At 71.3% G+C, this 17,549-nt stretch carries 17 protein-coding genes; 9 read left to right on the forward strand and 8 right to left on the reverse strand.

What is annotated here, in order from left to right; all coding sequences use genetic code 11:
* Positions 1 to 39 precede the first annotated feature (39 nt).
* The gene (locus ABEA26_RS09055) at positions 40 to 234 is read right to left on the reverse strand and encodes a DUF397 domain-containing protein (protein ID WP_345590851.1); all 195 of its coding nucleotides are present in this window, start codon (positions 232 to 234) and stop codon (positions 40 to 42) included.
* Positions 231 to 1,043 carry a helix-turn-helix domain-containing protein gene (locus tag ABEA26_RS09060; RefSeq protein WP_345590853.1) on the reverse strand — a complete coding sequence of 271 codons (813 nt, stop codon included), beginning with the start codon at positions 1,041 to 1,043 and terminating at the stop codon, positions 231 to 233. Before ABEA26_RS09060 ends, ABEA26_RS09055 begins: the two co-directional genes overlap by 4 nt.
* Before the next feature lie 164 nt (positions 1,044 to 1,207).
* Here ABEA26_RS09060 and ABEA26_RS09065 point away from each other — a divergent pair, with 164 nt between their 5' ends.
* The 3 genes from ABEA26_RS09065 (at position 1,208) to ABEA26_RS09075 (ending at position 2,914) form a co-directional block, all read left to right on the forward strand.
* Complete coding sequence (locus ABEA26_RS09065) at positions 1,208 to 1,591, forward strand: ATP-binding protein (RefSeq protein ID WP_345590913.1); 384 nt, start codon at positions 1,208 to 1,210, stop codon at positions 1,589 to 1,591.
* 227 nt (positions 1,592 to 1,818) lie between these two features.
* Positions 1,819 to 2,601, forward strand: coding sequence for a helix-turn-helix domain-containing protein (locus tag ABEA26_RS09070; protein WP_345590855.1), 783 nt, complete (start codon positions 1,819 to 1,821; stop codon positions 2,599 to 2,601).
* 19 nt (positions 2,602 to 2,620) lie between these two features.
* On the forward strand, positions 2,621 to 2,914 hold the full coding sequence (locus ABEA26_RS09075; protein WP_345590857.1) for a hypothetical protein: 294 nt from the start codon (positions 2,621 to 2,623) through the stop codon (positions 2,912 to 2,914).
* Positions 2,915 to 3,006: 92 nt separating this feature from the next.
* On the opposite strand, the gene ABEA26_RS09080 is transcribed toward ABEA26_RS09075, so the two are convergent.
* The gene (locus tag ABEA26_RS09080) at positions 3,007 to 3,378 is read right to left on the reverse strand and encodes a DoxX family protein (RefSeq protein WP_345590858.1); all 372 of its coding nucleotides are present in this window, start codon (positions 3,376 to 3,378) and stop codon (positions 3,007 to 3,009) included.
* A 117-nt stretch (positions 3,379 to 3,495) separates the two neighbouring features.
* Here ABEA26_RS09080 and ABEA26_RS09085 point away from each other — a divergent pair, with 117 nt between their 5' ends.
* The 3 genes from ABEA26_RS09085 to ABEA26_RS09095 all read left to right on the forward strand — a co-directional run bounded on the left by ABEA26_RS09085 (position 3,496) and on the right by ABEA26_RS09095 (position 6,439).
* Complete coding sequence (locus tag ABEA26_RS09085; protein WP_345590860.1) at positions 3,496 to 4,392, forward strand: LysR family transcriptional regulator; 897 nt, start codon at positions 3,496 to 3,498, stop codon at positions 4,390 to 4,392.
* 104 nt (positions 4,393 to 4,496) lie between these two features.
* Positions 4,497 to 5,612 (forward strand): ADP-ribosylglycohydrolase family protein, encoded by a 1,116-nt coding sequence (locus ABEA26_RS09090; RefSeq protein ID WP_345590862.1) that lies wholly within the window; start codon positions 4,497 to 4,499, stop codon positions 5,610 to 5,612.
* A gap of 101 nt (positions 5,613 to 5,713) precedes the next feature.
* The gene (locus tag ABEA26_RS09095) at positions 5,714 to 6,439 is read left to right on the forward strand and encodes a protein kinase family protein (protein ID WP_345590864.1); all 726 of its coding nucleotides are present in this window, start codon (positions 5,714 to 5,716) and stop codon (positions 6,437 to 6,439) included.
* A gap of 40 nt (positions 6,440 to 6,479) precedes the next feature.
* On the opposite strand, the gene ABEA26_RS09100 is transcribed toward ABEA26_RS09095, so the two are convergent.
* The 3 genes from ABEA26_RS09100 to ABEA26_RS09110 all read right to left on the reverse strand — a co-directional run bounded on the left by ABEA26_RS09100 (position 6,480) and on the right by ABEA26_RS09110 (position 13,087).
* Positions 6,480 to 8,063 (reverse strand): sodium:solute symporter family protein, encoded by a 1,584-nt coding sequence (locus ABEA26_RS09100; RefSeq protein ID WP_345590866.1) that lies wholly within the window; start codon positions 8,061 to 8,063, stop codon positions 6,480 to 6,482.
* A gap of 258 nt (positions 8,064 to 8,321) precedes the next feature.
* The gene (locus ABEA26_RS09105; RefSeq protein ID WP_345590868.1) at positions 8,322 to 10,280 is read right to left on the reverse strand and encodes an MFS transporter; all 1,959 of its coding nucleotides are present in this window, start codon (positions 10,278 to 10,280) and stop codon (positions 8,322 to 8,324) included.
* Between the two features lie 221 nt (positions 10,281 to 10,501).
* A complete protein-coding gene (locus tag ABEA26_RS09110) occupies positions 10,502 to 13,087 on the reverse strand; it encodes a D-alanyl-D-alanine carboxypeptidase (protein ID WP_425587803.1) in 2,586 nt (861 codons plus the stop codon).
* A gap of 179 nt (positions 13,088 to 13,266) precedes the next feature.
* On the opposite strand from ABEA26_RS09110, the gene ABEA26_RS09115 reads away from it, so the two are divergent.
* From ABEA26_RS09115 to ABEA26_RS09125, 3 genes are all read left to right on the forward strand, one after another.
* A complete protein-coding gene (locus ABEA26_RS09115) occupies positions 13,267 to 14,022 on the forward strand; it encodes a GOLPH3/VPS74 family protein (protein WP_345590872.1) in 756 nt (251 codons plus the stop codon).
* Between the two features lie 316 nt (positions 14,023 to 14,338).
* Entirely contained in the window at positions 14,339 to 15,196 is an 858-nt protein-coding gene (locus tag ABEA26_RS09120; RefSeq protein WP_345590874.1) for a helix-turn-helix domain-containing protein, read from the forward strand.
* 209 nt (positions 15,197 to 15,405) lie between these two features.
* The gene (locus ABEA26_RS09125) at positions 15,406 to 15,597 is read left to right on the forward strand and encodes a DUF397 domain-containing protein (RefSeq protein WP_210963792.1); all 192 of its coding nucleotides are present in this window, start codon (positions 15,406 to 15,408) and stop codon (positions 15,595 to 15,597) included.
* A 104-nt stretch (positions 15,598 to 15,701) separates the two neighbouring features.
* Here ABEA26_RS09125 and ABEA26_RS09130 read toward each other — a convergent pair whose 3' ends face one another.
* Together ABEA26_RS09130 and ABEA26_RS09135 are read right to left on the reverse strand one after the other, a co-directional pair.
* Positions 15,702 to 16,580, reverse strand: coding sequence for a MerR family transcriptional regulator (locus ABEA26_RS09130; protein WP_425587804.1), 879 nt, complete (start codon positions 16,578 to 16,580; stop codon positions 15,702 to 15,704).
* Between the two features lie 84 nt (positions 16,581 to 16,664).
* A complete protein-coding gene (locus ABEA26_RS09135) occupies positions 16,665 to 17,186 on the reverse strand; it encodes a glutathione peroxidase (protein WP_345590880.1) in 522 nt (173 codons plus the stop codon).
* Between the last annotated feature and the right edge of the window lie 363 nt (positions 17,187 to 17,549).

Raw genomic sequence — 17,549 nt, forward strand, 5'->3', positions numbered from 1 at the left:
ACTATCCCGCACCGCGTGAGCCCCAATGGCGTTGAACCGCTATGCCGGCCGCCTGCCGGTGAAGGCGACGAAGCGGGCCCACGAGTCGTCCGTGAACGCCAGCCGGTCACCCGACCTGTTCTTGGAGTCGCGGACGTGGATGGTGGCGTCGGCGGGGGCTATGGCGATCTCGACGCAGTCGGGACCGTCGTTGCTGCTGTAGCTGCTCTTGAACCACTCCAGGGCGGAGGTCATGTCTCTTCTCCCATGACTTTCTCGATGAAGGCCAGTGACTCACGGGGGGCGAGAGCCTGCGCCCGGATCATTCCATAGCGCATTTCCAGGATTTGCACGTCCCGGGGGTCGCTGATGAGGTGACTGTGCAGCTGGGCCTCCAGGTGCCCGAGTGTCTGTCCGTCCCGGAGTTTCAGCAGTCGGAGCGATCCGGCCATCCCCGCGTGATCCTCCCGGTCTGTCGGCGTCACTTGGATTTCGACGTGCCTCAACCTGCCGATTTCCAGGAGGTGTTCGAGCTGTTGCCGCAGCGCCATTCTGCCCCCGAGCGGGCGTCGCAGCGTCACCTCTTCCTGCACAAAGGTGAGCTGTGGGTGGGGGACACGCTCGAAGACGGCCTTCCGCGCCATGCGGGCCGAGACGTAGCGGTCGACTTCCTCCTCGGTGTATGCCGGGCGGCGCATCGCGTACAGGGCGCGCGTGTACTCGGGCGTCTGCAACAGCCCGTGGATGTGATGGCCCGCGCAGGCTCCCAATTCGACCGCCTCGTCCTCCAGCAAGGCCAGGTCCCGCACCTTCTTCGGGTAGCGGGCCTTCTCCACGTCCTCCTTCATGGTCGCCAGTTTTCCGCCCGCGCCCAGTACCTCGTCGGCCTTGTCCAGGAAGTCCGGCTTCGGTACCCGGCGTCCGCGCTCGACCGACGACACCATGTCCTCGCCGTACCCGATGGCGGACCCCAGCTCCGCCTGCCGCATCCCGGCGGCCTCACGCCACATCTTGATCTGCCGTCCGACCGCCTTGAGCACGGCCGTGGCCTCCTCGTCCTCCACGTCTTCCCCTCCCGACGTACGACACGTACGACCACGGTGGGCACCGGGACAGTCACCCTCGGTACCGGGGTCGCTGCTGTTCAGATTAGGGACCGGCGGCCACGCTGGGTGACGTGAATCCGAAATTGGACCAGCGAGTCACCCCCGCTACGCCTCAGTTCGTGATCCAGTTGTCCGCGACGCGCCGGGGTGCCCGGCTCGCCCGGCTGCTCGCCGAGCGCCAACTCGACGACTGGGGCGTGCCGTCGGAGGAGGCGGTGCAGGTCGTGGCCGAGCTGGCGTCGAACGCCGTGCTGCACGGGCGGGTGCCCGGACGTGACTTCCGGCTGGCGCTGCGACTGCGCCCCGGCGGCACTCTCCGTATCGAGGTGACCGACGCGCGGGGCGACCGGGTCCCGCGTCTCCCCGACGCGGTCACCGAGAGGGAGGAAGGCGGGCGCGGACTGCTCATCGTGGGCGCGTACGCGGACCGTTGGGGTGTCGACGGAGGCCCGGGGCCCGCCAAGACCGTCTGGGCCGAGATGTCACCGGGTCGCGGCCGGGCGTGACCCGGTCGCTCGCGACGCCAAAGACCAAAGAACCGGGGAAAGAACCAAACCCGTCCCCGCCACCCCCGTCGATCACCCTCCGGGGTGAATGTCGCCAACTCGGCTGGCGCGGAGGTGGCTTCGTGGTGCAGCGTCAGCCGCAGCAACCAACTGACATGATTCGGCCCCCGCCGGGACTGCCATCCCACTGCGAGGGCCTGATCACCGAAGGAAGCAGACTCTTCCCGATGACTGAGCAGAACCCTAGCGCGCGCTCGCGCGCCGCGTCCGGCCGTTCCACCGGCGGTGTCGAGCACGACAACCGCCCCCACCACGAGAACTTCACCGTGGTCGGGAACCACCTCCTCCAGCACCCCGAGCTGTCCCTGACGGCGATCGGCCTGGCGGTGCATGTCCAGTCGCTGCCCGCCGGGACGCCGGTCGGGATCAAGACGCTGGCGGGCAAGTTCCCCGAGGGGGAGGTCCGCATCGCCGCCGCGCTGCGGGAACTGGAGGAGCACGGGTACCTCGCACGCACCAAGGAGCGTCTTCAATCGGGGCGAGTCGTGACCCGGACGGTCTCCCGCAACAGGCCCGGCGTGGCCCGGGCAGCCGTACTGCCGCCCGCCCCGCCTGCTGCACGCGCCCCGTCCCTCAAGCCTGTCCCGCCCGCTTCGTCGGTGTCGGCCGCGTTGCCTGTCCCGCCCGTGTCGCCGGTGTCGGTCCCGTCGCCTGCCCCGTGCGCTTCGTTCCCGCCGTCGGTCCCGTCGGTCCCGTCGGTCCCGTCGGTCCCGTCGGCAGAGCTCGCCCCGTCGGCAGCGCTCGCCCCATCGGCTTCGCTGGTGTCGGCCGGCTTGCTCGCATCGCTTGCTGGGCCTGTCCTGTCCGGATCGGACGTCCCGCTTGCCCAGTCCGCCCCGCCCGCTCCGGGCCGGGACGCCGCCGCCCCGGTGGCGGAGGCCGACCGGGGGCCGGCGGCCGGTCTGCTCGCGCGCCTTCGCGTCCTCGAACTCACGCCTGCTCCTCACTGAACGGGACGTTCGCCGGCTCGTGCCGTTGGTCACCGTCTGGCTGGAGCGCGGTGTCCCCGCGACCGCCGTGGAGCGGGTCCTGACGACCGGCCTGCCCCAGGAACCGATCCGTCACCCGGCGGCCTTCCTGGAGCGCCGGCTCACGGCCGACCTTCCCCCGGTACTACCCGCGCCCAGGCCCGTCACCCCATCGGCCGCCCGCCCCGACCCCCTCCAGACCTGTGACGACTGCGACCGCGCCTTCCGTGCCCCACAACCGGGCCACTGCCGTGACTGCCGCGAGGGCCGGGCGGCGGAGTGGACGGCCGCGTAGGGGGACCCTCCCTCCCGTTTGCGTGAACTATCAGCAAGGAATGTCCTTCAGGCGCTCAAATGAGCGCTCGAAGGACAACAGGGCCGTTTCGTTCACGCATTTCGGCAGCACGGTGTTCCCGCGGCGGCCAGGAAGAGCGCGGCCGCGTGCAGGGCCAGGTAGCCGGCGGGGAACGCGATGTTGTGGAGGACCCGCGTACGGATATGCGCGGCGACCGCGCCGACGTAGAAGAGGACGAGACCGGCCGCCGCGACGATGCCGAGCGGCCGGACGCCCAGAAGGCCGATGAGGAGCCCGGCGGCTCCGGCGGCCTTGAGCGCGGCGAGCCGGGGGAGCCACGACGCGGGGACCTCCACTTCGGCCGAGTTGGCCAGGACGAACCGAGCCCGCGTCAGGTCCGCGACAGCGATCCCGGCGTTCGCCACGATCGCGGTGACGGTGACGATCACATAGGCCGTGAACACACGCCTCTCCTTCCGGCCGGCCCTCTCACAAGCCCGGTCGTCGCGGCCCGCTTCCCTGGGTCAAGCGTCACCGTGGCGTGCCGTGACGTCCAATACCTGCGTCTATAACCTGGCGGCATGGATGTCGACACACGGTTGCTGCGGTACTTCGCCGCTGTGGCCGAGGAGGGGACCCTGACCCGGGCCGCCGAACGGCTGTTCGTCTCCCAGCCGGCGCTGACCAAGCGGATCCGGCAGTTGGAGGCCGGACTCGGAGTGGAGCTGTTCACACGGTCGAGGACCGGCATGGCCCTCACCGAACCGGGGCGGGCACTGGCGGAACGGGTCCCCGCCCTGCTGGCCGGGTGGGAGACGGCACGGCGGGAGACGAGGTCGGCGGCGAGCCGGGCGGCCCGCGTCCTGCGGGTCGGGTTCATCGCCAGCGCCGCCAACGAGGCGACACAGCCGATCGTCGCGGAGTTCGCCCGGCGCCGGCCGGGCTGGAGGGCCGAGATGCGCCAGGCCGCCTGGTCGGACCCCTCCGCCGGACTCGGGGACTCGGACGTCGATGTCGCCCTGGTACGACTGCCGTTCCCCGCCCAGGACACGCTGCGGGTGACGGTCCTGTTCACCGAACCGCGCTGTGTCGCGCTGCCCAGTGCCCATGCCCTGGCCGCTCGCGAGGTGATCCCCTTCCGCGAGCTGTGGGACGAGCCCTTCGTCGCCGCCCCGGCCGAGACGGGCCCGTGGCGGGAGTACTGGCTGGCCGCCGGCGAGCGCGACGGCCGCCCGGTGCGCGTCGGCGCGGTCACCGAGCAGCCGGACGACTGGCTCAGCGCGATCGCCAACGGATACGGCATCGCCCTCGCCCCCGCGTCCGCCGCCCGCTTCTACACCCGTCCCGGCGTCGTCTACCGTCCCGTCACCGGGGTGAGCCCCAGCAGGGTCGGTGTCGCCTGGGCGCCCGCCGACGACGCCAACCCCGTCGTCCAGGACTTCGTCCGCTGCTGCCGCGAGACACACATCGCCACCTGAACGTATCCACACCGTTCCGGCCCGTTCCAGCCCTGAATCGGCCACCCCCGTTCGATTACAGTGCTGGGCGTCGTACGTACGCGCGGTGCCGAGGGGAGGTCCAGGTGGGCGCGACAGCCGGTGCCGTCTGGGGGCGTGCCGAGCAGCAGGACTTCCGCAGCCGGGTACGCGGGACGCTGCTCGGGGTGGCCGTCGGGGACGCCCTCGGCACGCCCGTCGAAGGGCTGGACCCCGACGGCATCCGCGAGGCGCACGGCGCGGAAGGGCTCACCGACCTGGCCCCCGCCCACGGACGGCGCGGTGCCGTCACCCACCTCACGCAGCTCACCCTGTTCTCCGTGGACGGACTGATCCGCGCGCAGGTACGGCGGGACACCGGCGCCTGGCACCCGCCGACCGACCTGCACCGGGCGTACCGGCGCTGGGCCGCCACCCAGCGCGACTGGGGACCCGACCTGCGGCGCAAGGACGACGGCTGGCTGGCGCGGGAGGAGTGGCTGTACGCCCGCCGGGACGCCACGCGCGCGCTGCTGCTCGGGCTGGGTGACGAGACGATGGGCACGCCGGAGGCGCCGAAGAATCCCGGTGAGCGCGGGCCCGAGGCCGCCGCCCGGTCGGCGCCGTTCGGGCTCCTGGTCGGCTGGGAGCCGCAACTGGTCGCCCAACTCGCCGTGGAGTGCGCGGCGCAGACCCACGGCCACCCCACCGGCTACCTGTCGGCGGGCGCGTACGCCGTGATCGTGCACGGGCTGGCGCGGGGAGAGAGCCTGGACGGTGCCGTGCAGCACGCACTCGCCCTGCTCGCCGCCCGGCCAGGGCACCAACCTGTGGCGGACGCCCTGCAGCACGCGCTGGGCGCGGTACGGCAGGGGCTGCCGGGCCCGGCACGGGTGACCGAGCTGATCGGCGCCGGAGCGGCGGACGGACTCGTCGCCGCCGCCGTGTACTGCGCCCTCGTCGCCGAGGACGTACGGCACGGGCTGCGGCTCGCCGTCAACCACGGCGGTCCCTCCGCCGCGACCGGGGCGCTGACCGGCGGCCTGCTCGGCGCCCTGCACGGCGAGACCGCCCTCCCCCCGGCCTGGCTGGCCGAGCTGGAGGGCCGCCCGACGCTCCTGGAACTGGCCGACGACTTCGCCATGGAGATGACCCAGGGCCCCGCACTGCACGGCCCGGCGGGGTCCTCCCCGGGGTGGCTGGCGCGATACCCGCGAGGCTAGGGGGCGTCGGCTTCGCGCAGGCAGCCCGGGCACCGGCACCCCGCGAGCGAGTGAACGTCACACGGCCGTCGTGAGGCCGTCCCGGTTGTGTGGGGGTCTACGTGGCGGGTCCGACCCTGGACCGCGCGGTGCGGGAGACCGGCCTGCCTCCCGTCGAGACGGTGCTCCACCTGGGCCTGGGGCTGGCACGCGCGCTGCGCGGCATCCACCACGCCCGCGTCCGGCACCGCGACCTGAAACCGGCGAACGTGCTGCTCGGCGCGGACGGACCCGGCTCCCTGGAGGTCGTTGGCGACTCCCTCCACCTCCACGGCCGGGGCGAGACCCTCGCTCTCGACACCGAGGGAGGCAGGCCGCTCGCCGAAGCGGCCGAGCGCTGCGAGCCGGTGGCGCGCGGCGCCGCCCACCTGTCCTGCCCGTCCGGAGTCCGCGACGGCACAACGCTGGAGAAGGCGGAGGGCGACTACCGGGGCGAGCGGCTCCTGGCGCTGAGCCGCACCGGCGTACTCCTGTCCAGCAGGGAGGGCGCCTCGGACGCCGAGCAGGCGGAGCTCGTCGCCCGCGACGTCACCACGGGCCGGGTGCGGTGGACGGAGCCCTGGCCGGGGAGGGGAACCCTGCGGATCGCCGGGGACCAGCTGCTCGTGGCCGACCAGGAGGGCGTCGGCACGGCGCTCCTCGCCGACGGGCAGGGCGTCGGCACGTACCGCGACACCTTCAGTGGCTGGTCCTCGGCCGGTGAGGGGCCGACCAGCACGCTGGTCCACGGCGGTGCCGTCTTCGTCACCTTCGAGGACGGCACCGTACTCTCCGCGTTCGCCCCCTAGGGCGCCGGGGGAGCGGGGCAGCGTGCTGGTCGTGGGTGGTTCAGTCCTTCGTCTGCGCCGTTCCCAGCGCGCCCTCCACACCGCCCGCCGGGGCCGGGACCGCGGCTGCCGCGCCGGAGGCGTCGTCGTCATCGTCGGTGTTGAGCCGCTCGATGATCGCGAGCCGTTCCGGGGTGTCCTCCGGCTTCAGGAAGCCGATCACGACGTAGAGGACCAGCGACACGGCCAGCGGGATCGACACCTGGTACTCCAGCGGCACCCCGCCCTCCACGCTCCAGTTGATCGGGTAGTTGACCAGCCAGAAGGCGAGCAGGCCCAGCGCCCAGCTGGTGAGCGCCGCCGTCGGGCCCGAGCGGCGGAAGGGCCGGAGCAGACCGAGCATCATCGGGATCGCGATCGGACCCATCAGGCCGGCGACCCACTTGATGACGACGGTGATGATGTCCTTGAACGTCGGCGAGTCGACCTGCGTCGCCACCGCCATCGACAGGGCGAGGAAGATCACCGTCGTCAGTCGCGCCGCCAGCAGCCCGGACCGCCGGCCCCAGGAGCGTGCCCGCACCGAGAGCACCGGCGCCACGTCACGGGTGAACACGGCCGCGATCGCGTTGGCGTCCGAGGAGCACATGGCCATGGTGTGCGAGAAGAAACCGACGATGACGAGACCCAGCAGGCCGTGCGGCAGCAGCTGCTCGGTCATCAGGGCGTAGGAGTCGGAACCGTCCGGCTTCTGCGACTCGACCAGCAGCGGCGACATCCACATCGGGAAGAACAGCACCAGCGGCCAGACCAGCCACAGGATCGCCGACAGCCGCGCCGAGCGTTCGGCCTCGCGGGCGTTGGGCGTGGCCATGTAGCGCTGGGCCTGGTTGAGCATGCCGCCGTTGTACTCGAAGAGCTTGATGAAGAGGTAGGCGAGCAGGAACACCGTGCCGTACGGGCCGACCAGGGGATCGCCGTGGCCCTGCAGCTCGGGCTCGTCCCAGACGCCGAAGAACCCGCCGTGGTCGCCGAGCTTGACGACCACGGCGACGAACATGGCGATACCGGCCAGCAGCTGGATGATGAACTGCCCCAGCTCGGTCAGCGCGTCCGCCCACAGGCCGCCGATCGTGCAGTAGATGCCCGTGACGACGCCGGTGATCAGGATGCCCTCGTTGATCGAGATGCCGGTGAAGACCGACAGGAGCGTGGCGATGGCCGCCCACTTCGCGGCCACGTCCACGATCTTCAGCAGCATGCCGGACCAGGCCAGGGCCTGCTGCGTGGGCAGGTTGTACCGGTTCTTCAGGTACTCCAGCGGCGAGGCCACGTGCAGCCGTGAGCGCAGCCGGTTGATACGCGGCGCGAACAGCTTGGAGCCGATGCCGATGCCGAGCGCGATGGGGAACGACCAGGTCACGAAGGACGTGACGCCGTAGGTGTAGGCGATGCCCGCGTACCCGGTGAACATCACCGCGCTGTAGCCCGACATGTGGTGCGAGATGCCGGACAGCCACCAGGGCATCTTGCCGCCGGCCGTGAAGAAGTCGCTGACGTCGTCGATGCGTTTGTGCGACCAGACACCGATCGCCACCATGACGGCGAAGTAGCCGATGAGCACGGACCAGTCGAGACCGTTCATGTGCCCCCTTCCGGGGTCCGCCTTGTGAACTCCGCTCAGCTGGTTGGCACTTCGCACGAGCGGGGTCGGGGCGAGGCAGGCCGCGAAGTGCCCGCTCATCGTGGTTGCGCCGACGCGGGCACGACAAGGAAGAGGAAGGTAAAGGGCCAGTAAAATTGTTCGACTAACTGACCTCGGTTCACCTACGTGAACGCTCACAAGGTGTTTCGAGTCGGGTCCGGACCTGAACCCGGACCCGGACCCGGACGGACCCGGGGTCTACTTCAGCTCGTCGGGGCACTGCGTGCCCCGCGGCAGCCCGTACGGCGACGCCAGCCGGTACGTGCCCGCCTCGGGCGCGATGAGCACCGTCCACTTGTCGCCCTCGGCGGTCTCCTCCGTCTCCATCAGGCAGCCGTTGACGTTGTCGTACGTCTTCGGCGTGTCCTCCGGACCGTTCTTGGAGGCCTCGGTCTCCTGGGGAGCCTGGAGCTTGTTGCCCTCGGCGTCGACGATGCTCAGCCACGGCGAGTACGGCATCCGTACCAGGACGCGGCCGGGTCGCTGGACGTCGATGATCCACTCACCCTGATCGGCCCGCTGGACGACCGCGTCGGGCTCCGCCAGCGGCGTCGGGTTGGTCACCTCGAACAGCTGCCAGTTGGCGTCCCCCCAGACCTGCTTCAGATACGGCAGACCCCGCTGCACAAGTTCCCGCTCGCGTTTGCCGCCGTCGCCGTCCGGCTCGCCCTTGGGCAGCACCACGTAGTGCACGGCCCAGCGCTTCAGCCACTCGTGGTAGTTCGCCGAGTTGAGCGTGTCGTCGTAGAAGAGGGGGTTGCGCTCCATGTCGGCCTGGCGGAGCCAGCCGCGGGCCAGGTTCACGTACGGCGCGAGCGCCGAGGCCTCCCGGTGTGAACGGGCGGGCACGACCTCCACTCGGCCCTTCTCCGCGCCGACCTCCTGCAACTCGTTGAGGAGCGGTGCCAGCTCGCGCGTCCATGAGGCGGTCGGCTGGGTGTGGATGACGTCGTCGGCCGACTTGAAGCCGATCCAGCCGACGAAGCCGACGATCGAGAAGACGAGCGCGTACCACCTGCGCGTCCGCTCCACCGTGAACGGCAGCGCGGCCACCAGCGCCACCCCGGCGAAGAGCATCGCGAGACGGGTGATGTTGGAGCCGATCTGCGAGCTGATCAGCCAGACCAGCAGCACGGACAGGCCGTAGACCGCCGACGTGATCCGTACGGTCGTCCAGGTACGCGGCACGAAGTAGTACACCAGGCCCGCGTACAGCATCGGCAGCACCGCCGAGCCGAAGGCCATCGGCTGGGTGCCGGAGAAGGGGAACATCCAGGTCGACAACCCGACGACGGCGCTCGGGGCCAGGCCCAGCGACCAGGCGCCCGGGCGGCGCTTCTGCAGGAACAGGGCAGCCGCGACCAGGCCCACGAACAGGCCCGCGACCGGCGAGGACATGGTGGCCAGCGCGGCCAGCGGCGCCGCGCACAGCCCCTTGGCCCAGCGTTCGTAGCGCCAGCGGTACGGCCAGCAGAACACCGCGGCGACCGCGCCCAGCCCGAACATCATGCCCAGTCCGAACGTCACCCGCCCCGACGCCGCGTTGCCCAGCAGCCCGAACAGGCCCGCCAGCGACGCCCACAACGGGTTGCGGACCACCCGGCTGCGGATCAGGATCATCGTCAGCAGCCCGGCCGACAGCGTCCCCGCGATCATCATCGTCGTACGCACGCCGAGCACCGACATCAGATACGGCGAGACCACGCTGTACGACACCGGGTGCGTGCCGCCGTACCAGGCGAGGTTGTACGCCGAGTCGGGGTGCCGGCCGACGAACTCCGCCCACGCGTCCTGCGCCGCGAGGTCGCCGCCGCTGTTCGCGAACGTGAAGAACCAGACGATGTGGAGGGCCCCGGCCAGGGCGGTCACGGACAGCACGGGGTGGCGCAGCATGCGCTCGCGCAGGGCCAGGAAGGCGGCCCTCACCGCGGACGGTGCTTCCGGCGCGGCACGGTCGGGTCCGGCGCGGTCGGGTTCGGTGCGGTCGTGCTCACCGTCGTCGTCCGCCGGGCCGTGACCGGTCCTGCCGCTCTCGCCGCTCTCGCCGTTCTTCCCGCTTGCCCCGCCGTCCTTGCGGGGCGCGGGTACGTGTGGTCGTGGGCCGGCTCCCCGGCCCGGGTCGGCGTCGTCGGCGCGTGTCGGCTCCGCAGTGGCCACCTGAAGGCACTCCCCGTGTCCCGTCTTCTGCTTACGACCGTGTCCCGTTCCCGCGACCGGCGACCTGCCCCGTTTCGTGACGCTAGCACGCACCCCCGCACCCTGGCTTCCTGCCCTCCGGGCCCTCCATGGCCCTCCGTGGCCTTCCATGACCTCCGGCATGTGAACGCCCCCGCGACCGGACGGCCGCGGGGGCGTTCACATGCCGGGTGCCAGTGGTGTCAGCCCAGGCGGGTGAGCTTGTCCAGGAAGGCGGGCTCCACGAGCTCCTCCTGGAGGGCGACCGGCACCTGCACCGCGCCGGCGGCGCCACCGTCACCCACTGTGAGCGTGCCGACCTTCGTACCGGCCGCGGCCGTGTGCGGCACCTCGTCCGCCTTGAACGTCAGCTTCACGGTCAGGCCGGGCCATCCGACGGCCTTGACGTCCTGCGTGGCGACGACCGGCGTCCGGCCGCCGAGGCCGTCGTCGACGTGCCCGACGACGGTTCCCTTCTTCAGGATCGTCGACGACTCCAGGATGTCCTGCGCGGCCCGGATCAGCTTGTCGCTGGAGTCCAGCGCGGCGCCGAGGATGGTGTTGTCCTTGCCGCCCGCCGGCTGGCGCACCACGGCACCGACGATGGTCCGCGTCTCACCGCCGACCTCCTTCTTCGCCGCGAAGACGAGGTTGCCGAGCGCGGAGGTGGTGGTGCCGGTCTTGATGCCGACCACGCCGTTGCTGCCGACCAGGTGGTTCCAGTTGGAGTGGTTCACGCCCTTGTAGTCGTCGTACGACATCATCGCGGCGACCTCACGGAAGGCCGGCTCCTGCATCGCCGCCTTGGCCAGCTTCACCTGGTCCACGGCCGTGCTGACCGTCGTGTCGTTCAGGCCCGACGGGTCGGTGTACGTCGTGTTGGTCATGCCGAGGTCCTTCGCGGCGGCGTTCATCTTCTCCACGAACGTCTTCTCGGACCCCGCGTCCCAGCGGGCGAGCAGCCGCGCCACGTTGTTCGCGGACGCGATGAGAATGCTCTCCAGGGCCTCGCGCTGGGAGATCGAGTCGCCCGCGTAGACGTTGACCGTCGACTCCTGGCCCGCCTGCGACTGGTCCTCGGCGGCCTGGTCGATCGGGATCTTCGGTCCCTCGGCGCCGCTCTTGAGCGGGTGGTCGCGCAGGATGACGTACGCGGTCATGACCTTGGCGACACTCGCGATCGGCACGGGCTTCTGATCGCCGGACGAGCCGAACGTACCGATGCCCTGCACCTCCAGGGCCGCCTGTCCGCTGGCCGGCCACGGGATCTCGGGCTTGCCGCCCTCGAAGGTGAAGCTGTCCTGCGCCGTGAGGTCGAGGGTCGGTGTGGGCAGGGCGCGCATGGACTGCGCGACGCCGAGGGCGATCACCAACAGGATGACCAGCGGGGTCCAGATCTTGACCCGGCGCACCGTCGTCCGCAGCGGGGTTTCCGGGGGCGGCGGGGTGTTCGTCAGTTCCGCCAGCAGGTCCAGCGGCGGCTTCGGCGGCAGCGGCTGCTGCCGGGTCCGCTCGGGCCCGACCTGCGGTACGGCGGCGGTGGCCCCGGTCGGGAGTGCCTGCGGCGCCTTGGGGGTGCCCCCGGGAGCCTCGGACGGGCGCTGTGAGGACTCGGGGGACTGCCGCGGGGGCTGAGGAGGGGGCTTGCGCGTCGCAGGGTCGTCCGGCTGCCGGAGCGCGACGAACTTGCTGGTCCGCTCGGCGTCGGTCTCGGAGATGTTCGCCTCGGGGCTTTTGCCGGCCTTCTTGGGGCCGGTTGCGGCGTCGCCCAGCTTCAGCATGGTCGTCGGCTGGTCGACGGCGGGCGCGGAGGGCCGCGGGGCCTTGAAGACGGCGGTGGGCTGATCGACGGGACGTCCACCGGCGTCGCTGTCGCTGCCGGTTTCGGCCTTGCTCTGGGTGTCGGCCTTGCTCTTGGTTTCGGCCTTGCTCTTGGTTTCGGCCTCGGCCTCGTTCTCGGGAACGCCCGGCTCGTCCTCGGCCGGGGCGCCGCCCTTCGCGTTCCCGCCCGTGCCCGCGTCGCCGTCGGCGTCGCTGTCGGCAACCGAAGCGGCGCGGTCGTCCCCGCGTCCCTCGGCGTCCTGCCGTGCTTCGGAGTCCGTGTCCGTCGTGTCGAGGTTGTCCCCGGTGGTATCGGAGGCGTCGGGGCCCGTGGTCGGGGCGGCGCGGTCTTCCTCGCGCTCCTCCGCGTCCTCGGGCGTGTCGGAGTCGGAGCCGGAGTCCCGCCGGCTCTCCTGGGCGGATCCCGGGCCCGGAGTGTCCTCGCCGCTCCCCTCCGCGTCTCCCGGACCTTCCGCGTCCCCGAGCCGCGAGCTCGCGGCGGCACGCTCGTCCGCGGTCGCCACCCAGGCGGCGACGGCGTCCCGCAACCGACCGTTGCTCGGGGCGGCGGGCTCGGCGGGCTCGTCGTCGGAGGACTCGGAGGCGTCGGACGAACCGGGCCCCTCGGCTGTGCCGGACGCGCCGGATGCCTCGGAGGAGCCGTCCCCGGCGGTGCTCTCCGGGCCGGCGTCCTCGGACGTGCCCTCGGCGTCGCCCCCGGGCGGGGCATCGGCTTCCGTCTCGCGGACCGACAGCACCCGGGTCGCCGTATCGACGCCCCCGCGGGAGCCGACGGACGCCGCGGGCTGCGCGTCCTCCCGTGCCACCGCCAGCCGCGGATCAGGCGCCTCGCTCACCTCGGTCCTGGCTTCGGGAACCGGACCCGCGCTCCCCGACGTCGGGTCTTCCGACGACTCGCGCTGCTTCGACCTGTCGGGGGACTCGCCCGCCACCGATGCCTCCTCCATGCGCCGCGCACGTCGTGTGTGCGCTACCGAACCATGTACCAGTGTCCTGTGTACGGGTAGAACCCATGCGGTAGACGAGAACGACATACCTACTGGTTCCACTACGAAGCGGTCACGCACCCTCGACAGACCAATGTGAGAGGGGTCACCCTGTCTGTCATCCACGCGGGGAGGCATGGATGGGCAGGAGCCGCAGAACACTTCCGGAGGAGCTTCTGCTGCTGGCGTTGGACCCGACCACGGGTACCACCGCACAGCCGCAGTCGCTCGACCTGGGTCTGGCCGGAGCACAGCTGGTGGAGCTGGCGCTGGCCGGACGGATAGCCCCAGACGGGGATCGTATCGCCGTGGTGGCACCACGGCCGACAGGAGATCCAACACTGGACTGCGCGTTGGAGTTGCTGCGAAGGCGTGGCGCTCCCGTACGGGCGGTCAACTGGATTGGCGGGCCCCGCCTGGGGCTGCGCCAGACCTACCTCTCGCATCTGGAGCGATGCGGCATGGTGCATGCCGTGGAGGGACAGATGTGCGGGGTACTGCCGACGACTCGCTATCAGGCGACGGAAACGGCGATCAGCAGGGAGATCAAGGCCCGGCTGGACTCGGCGATCCGCACCGGCGTACCGCCGGATCCGCGGACCGCGGCGCTCGCCGCGCTGGCCCACGCGGTCGGTCTCGGCAAGCACCTCTACCCGGGCAACGAAGGACGCTCGTCACGGTCCCGTCTGCGGGACCTCATCAGGCACGACCCCATGGGCGGACTGGTGGCGCACGCGGTGATGGACGTCCAGAACGGTGCGGCGGCCCAGCCACGCCGTGCCCCGGCCCCGGCCGGCCGCCAGGCCGCGGGACCGGCCAGGCCCGCTCCGGAACCCGCCCGCGGTGTTCCGGCGCAACCGCGCCACGGATCCATGGCGCGTGCGGTGGCCCATTGAGCCGCACCCCACCGCAGTAGCGCACCGCAGCACCCGCTCAGCAGTACCGCACCGCCGCACCACCAGTCCCCGAGACCCGGTTACGGGAGCCGCGGGTTCGCGCGGGGCGGTGGGACCGCCCGTACTCCGGCACACCCGGACGACGGCACGGCCCGCCGCCCCGCGCGGCCATGTGTACGGGTGGCACTCCGAACTGGCGTGTACGCGGCGCATATCGACTGTTTCCCAGCGGTAGAAAGCACCTTGGTGGCAGTCTGCTCAGCAGCAGATACGCAAAGTGGCAAGCATGAGTCACGCAGCCGGAGGTGCACGTCCCGTGGCGTCCAATGTCAATCCCACCGTCAGGCGGCGCCGGCTGGGCCAGGAGCTGCGCCGGCTCCGTGAGCTCAAGGGCATGACGGCCGAGGAGGTGGCGGAGCGGCTGCTGGTCTCGCAGTCGAAGATCAGCCGCCTGGAGAACGGCCGGCGCAGTATCAGCCAGCGTGACGTCCGCGATCTGTGCGGGGTGTACGAGGTCGAGGACCAGCGGATCGTCGACTCCCTCATGCAGATGGCGAAGGACTCGCGCCAGCAGGGCTGGTGGCACGCGTTCGGGGACATCCCGTACAGCGTCTACATCGGTCTGGAGACCGACGCGGAGTCGCTGCGGACGTACGAACCCCAGATCATCACCGGCCTGTTGCAGACCCGGCCGTACGCGGAGGCGCTCATCCAGGGCGCCCTGCCCGAGACGTCGGTCGCCGACATCGAGAAGCGGGTCCAGGTCCGCATACGCCGTCAGGAGCGCATCTCCGCCGACAACAACCCGCTGCGCCTGTGGGTGGTCCTCGACGAGGCCTGCCTGCGCCGGACGGTGGGCAACAAGCAGGTGATGCGGGAGCAGTTGGAGCACGTCGCCGAGATGTCGCAGCTGCCGCACATCACCGTGCAGGTGCTGCCGTTCGACGTCGGGGCGCATCCCGGCATCAACGGTCAGTACTCGATCCTGGAGTTCGCCGACGCGTCCGACTCCAGCGTCGTGTACATCGAGGGCGTGACCAGCGACCTGTACCTGGAGAAGGCGCAGGACGTGCAGAAGTACACGGTGATGTACGAGCATCTGCGGGCCCAGGCACTGAACGTGGAGCAGTCCCGGCAGTGCATCGAGGACGTCGCGAAGGAGTACGCGCGCTGACGGCGGCGGGATGCTACACGTCTGATGGGAGTACTGGAAGAGCCATCTCGAATATGCCACCTGGTCGGGTGAATGGCCACTCCGATCGGTGAGGCCAGCGAGTAGCGTCGATCACGCCAACGATCACACGACATTGGCGTAAACCGTGCCGCGGCCCAACTGGCCCGCGGCACGGCGTCAGTACTCAGCAACTCGCCATCGGAGCAGACATGGCAATTCTTCAGGGTGCCCAGGAATCGTGGACCAAGTCCTCCTACTCCGGAGGAAACGGTGCGTGCGTCGAGGTCAAGTCACCGGTCGTGGCGGCACTCGCCGTCCGCGACTCCAAGGTCACCGAGGGCCCGGTCCTGGCGTTCCCCGCCGACGCGTGGAACGCCTTCGTGACCTCGGTCAAGGAGTAACGGCTCCACGCGGCGCCGACCCGGTACCGCCGACGGAGCCCTCTCGACCAGCTCGCCGACCTTGCCGAGAGGGCTCTGTTCAGTCCGGGCTCGTCATCCCCGCCTCAGCTCACGGGGAAGGCGATGTCGCACACCGGGTCCTCGGGGCCCGACGCCTCCCAGTCGGCGAAGTACACCTCACGGCACGGCCCCGCCACCGTCAGACCCTGAGCGGCGACCCACTCCTCCACCGCCTCGAAGGCGGCCAGGATCTGCGGATGGGCCACCTGCGCCTTGGTGATCCGGGTGTAGGCCAGCCGACGGGCCGGCTCCACCCGCACCCGCGACTGCCAGGCCCGCCCCCGCTCCTCGCTCCACGTCCGGGCCGCCGCCTCGTCGGCGACCGGCACGCACGACTCCGCCGGACCGTCGCTCTCCATCGACACCTCGGCGTGGTACACGACGAACGGCGCCGCCGCCACACCCCCGCACTCGCCGGCCGCCTCCTCCAACCGTCCCAGCGAGGCACCGATCCACGCCGGCAGCTCGTCCGCCAGCGTGTGCCGGGTCTCGCTGATCACCACCTGCCCGGGCACGTCCACCGTCTCGACCACGAACTTTCCGTACACCTCGGAGTTCCTTCCCGAAAGACGTCCACGGAGGTAGTCGGCGAGCGTCCGCTGCCCGGCAACCCGGGCCTCCACTCCCGCCCAGTAGGCATCGAGCAGACCGGCGGCCCCGGGCCCGTCCGCGTGGACCACCTCCGCGACCTTCGCGAGCGGCATGTCCAGCTGGCGCAGCAGGGCCACCAGCCGGGCGCGTTCGGTCCGGCCGGTGCGGTAGTAGCGGTAGCCGGTCGCCTCGTCCACGTGGTCGGGCACCAGCAGGCCCATACGGTCGTACAGCCTGAGGGCCTTGGCCGACAGCCGGGCCCGAGCGGCGAACGCACCGATGGTCAGCAACTCCTCGTCGCGCGCATCGTCCACGTCGTCATCCTCTGTCACCGGGCGGCCTGTTCCGCCCGGCGACGACGACGCTCGGGCCTGCCCCAGGGGCAAGGTCAACCAAGCAGGCCACGACCGGCGCGATCAATCCGCCAGTCGCTCCTCCACGGCCGCCACGACCTCGGCCGACTCCGGCTCGGTCTGCGGCGAGAACCGGGCGGTGACCTTGCCGTCCCGCCCGATCAGGAACTTCTCGAAGTTCCAGCGGATGTCGCCGCTGTGCCCCTCGGCGTCGGCGAAGCCGGTCAGCCGCTCGTACAGCGGGTGCCGGCCCTCCCCGTTGACCTCCGCCTTCTCGGTCATCGGGAAGGTGACACCGTACGTCGCCGAGCAGAACTCGGCGATCTCGTCGGCGTTGCCCGGCTCCTGGCCCATGAACTGGTTGCAGGGCACGCCGAGCACGGTGAAGCCCTGTTCCGCGTACCGCTCGTGCAGCCGCTCCAGGCCGGCGTACTGCGGGGTGAGCCCGCACTTGGAGGCCACGTTGACCACCAGTACGACCCGGCCCGCGTACTGGGCCAGGTCGGCGGTCCCGCCCTGGAGGGCGCCGATCCCGACGTCGAGGGGGAGGCTGTCGTCGCGCTGTGCGTTGTCTGAGGTCGTCATGCCCGGATGCTAGCCCCGCGCCCCGCCCAACCCACGACACCCACCCACGACACCCGCCCACGCCGCCGCCCACGACACCCGCGCCCGCCGCCGCCCGCGACACCCGCGACACCCGCGCCCGCCGCCCGCGACACCCGCCCACGCCGCCGCCCGCGACACCCGCGCCCGCCCCGCCCGCGATGCCCTGCCACCCACCGCGCCCGCCCCGCGCCCCCAATGTCCCGCATTTGCACCCACCCCGGCCTGTCCCGCCGCGTTGCGCCCCGCTCGTCGGTCACCTCGTGTCCCGCCCGCGCTGCCCGTCCACGGCGCTGCCCGTCCACGGCGCTGCCCGTCCACGGCGCTGCCCGTCCACGGCGCTGC

This window comes from Streptomyces marokkonensis, assembly GCF_039539045.1.
In the GTDB taxonomy this organism is placed as follows: Bacteria; Actinomycetota; Actinomycetes; order Streptomycetales; family Streptomycetaceae; genus Streptomyces; species Streptomyces marokkonensis.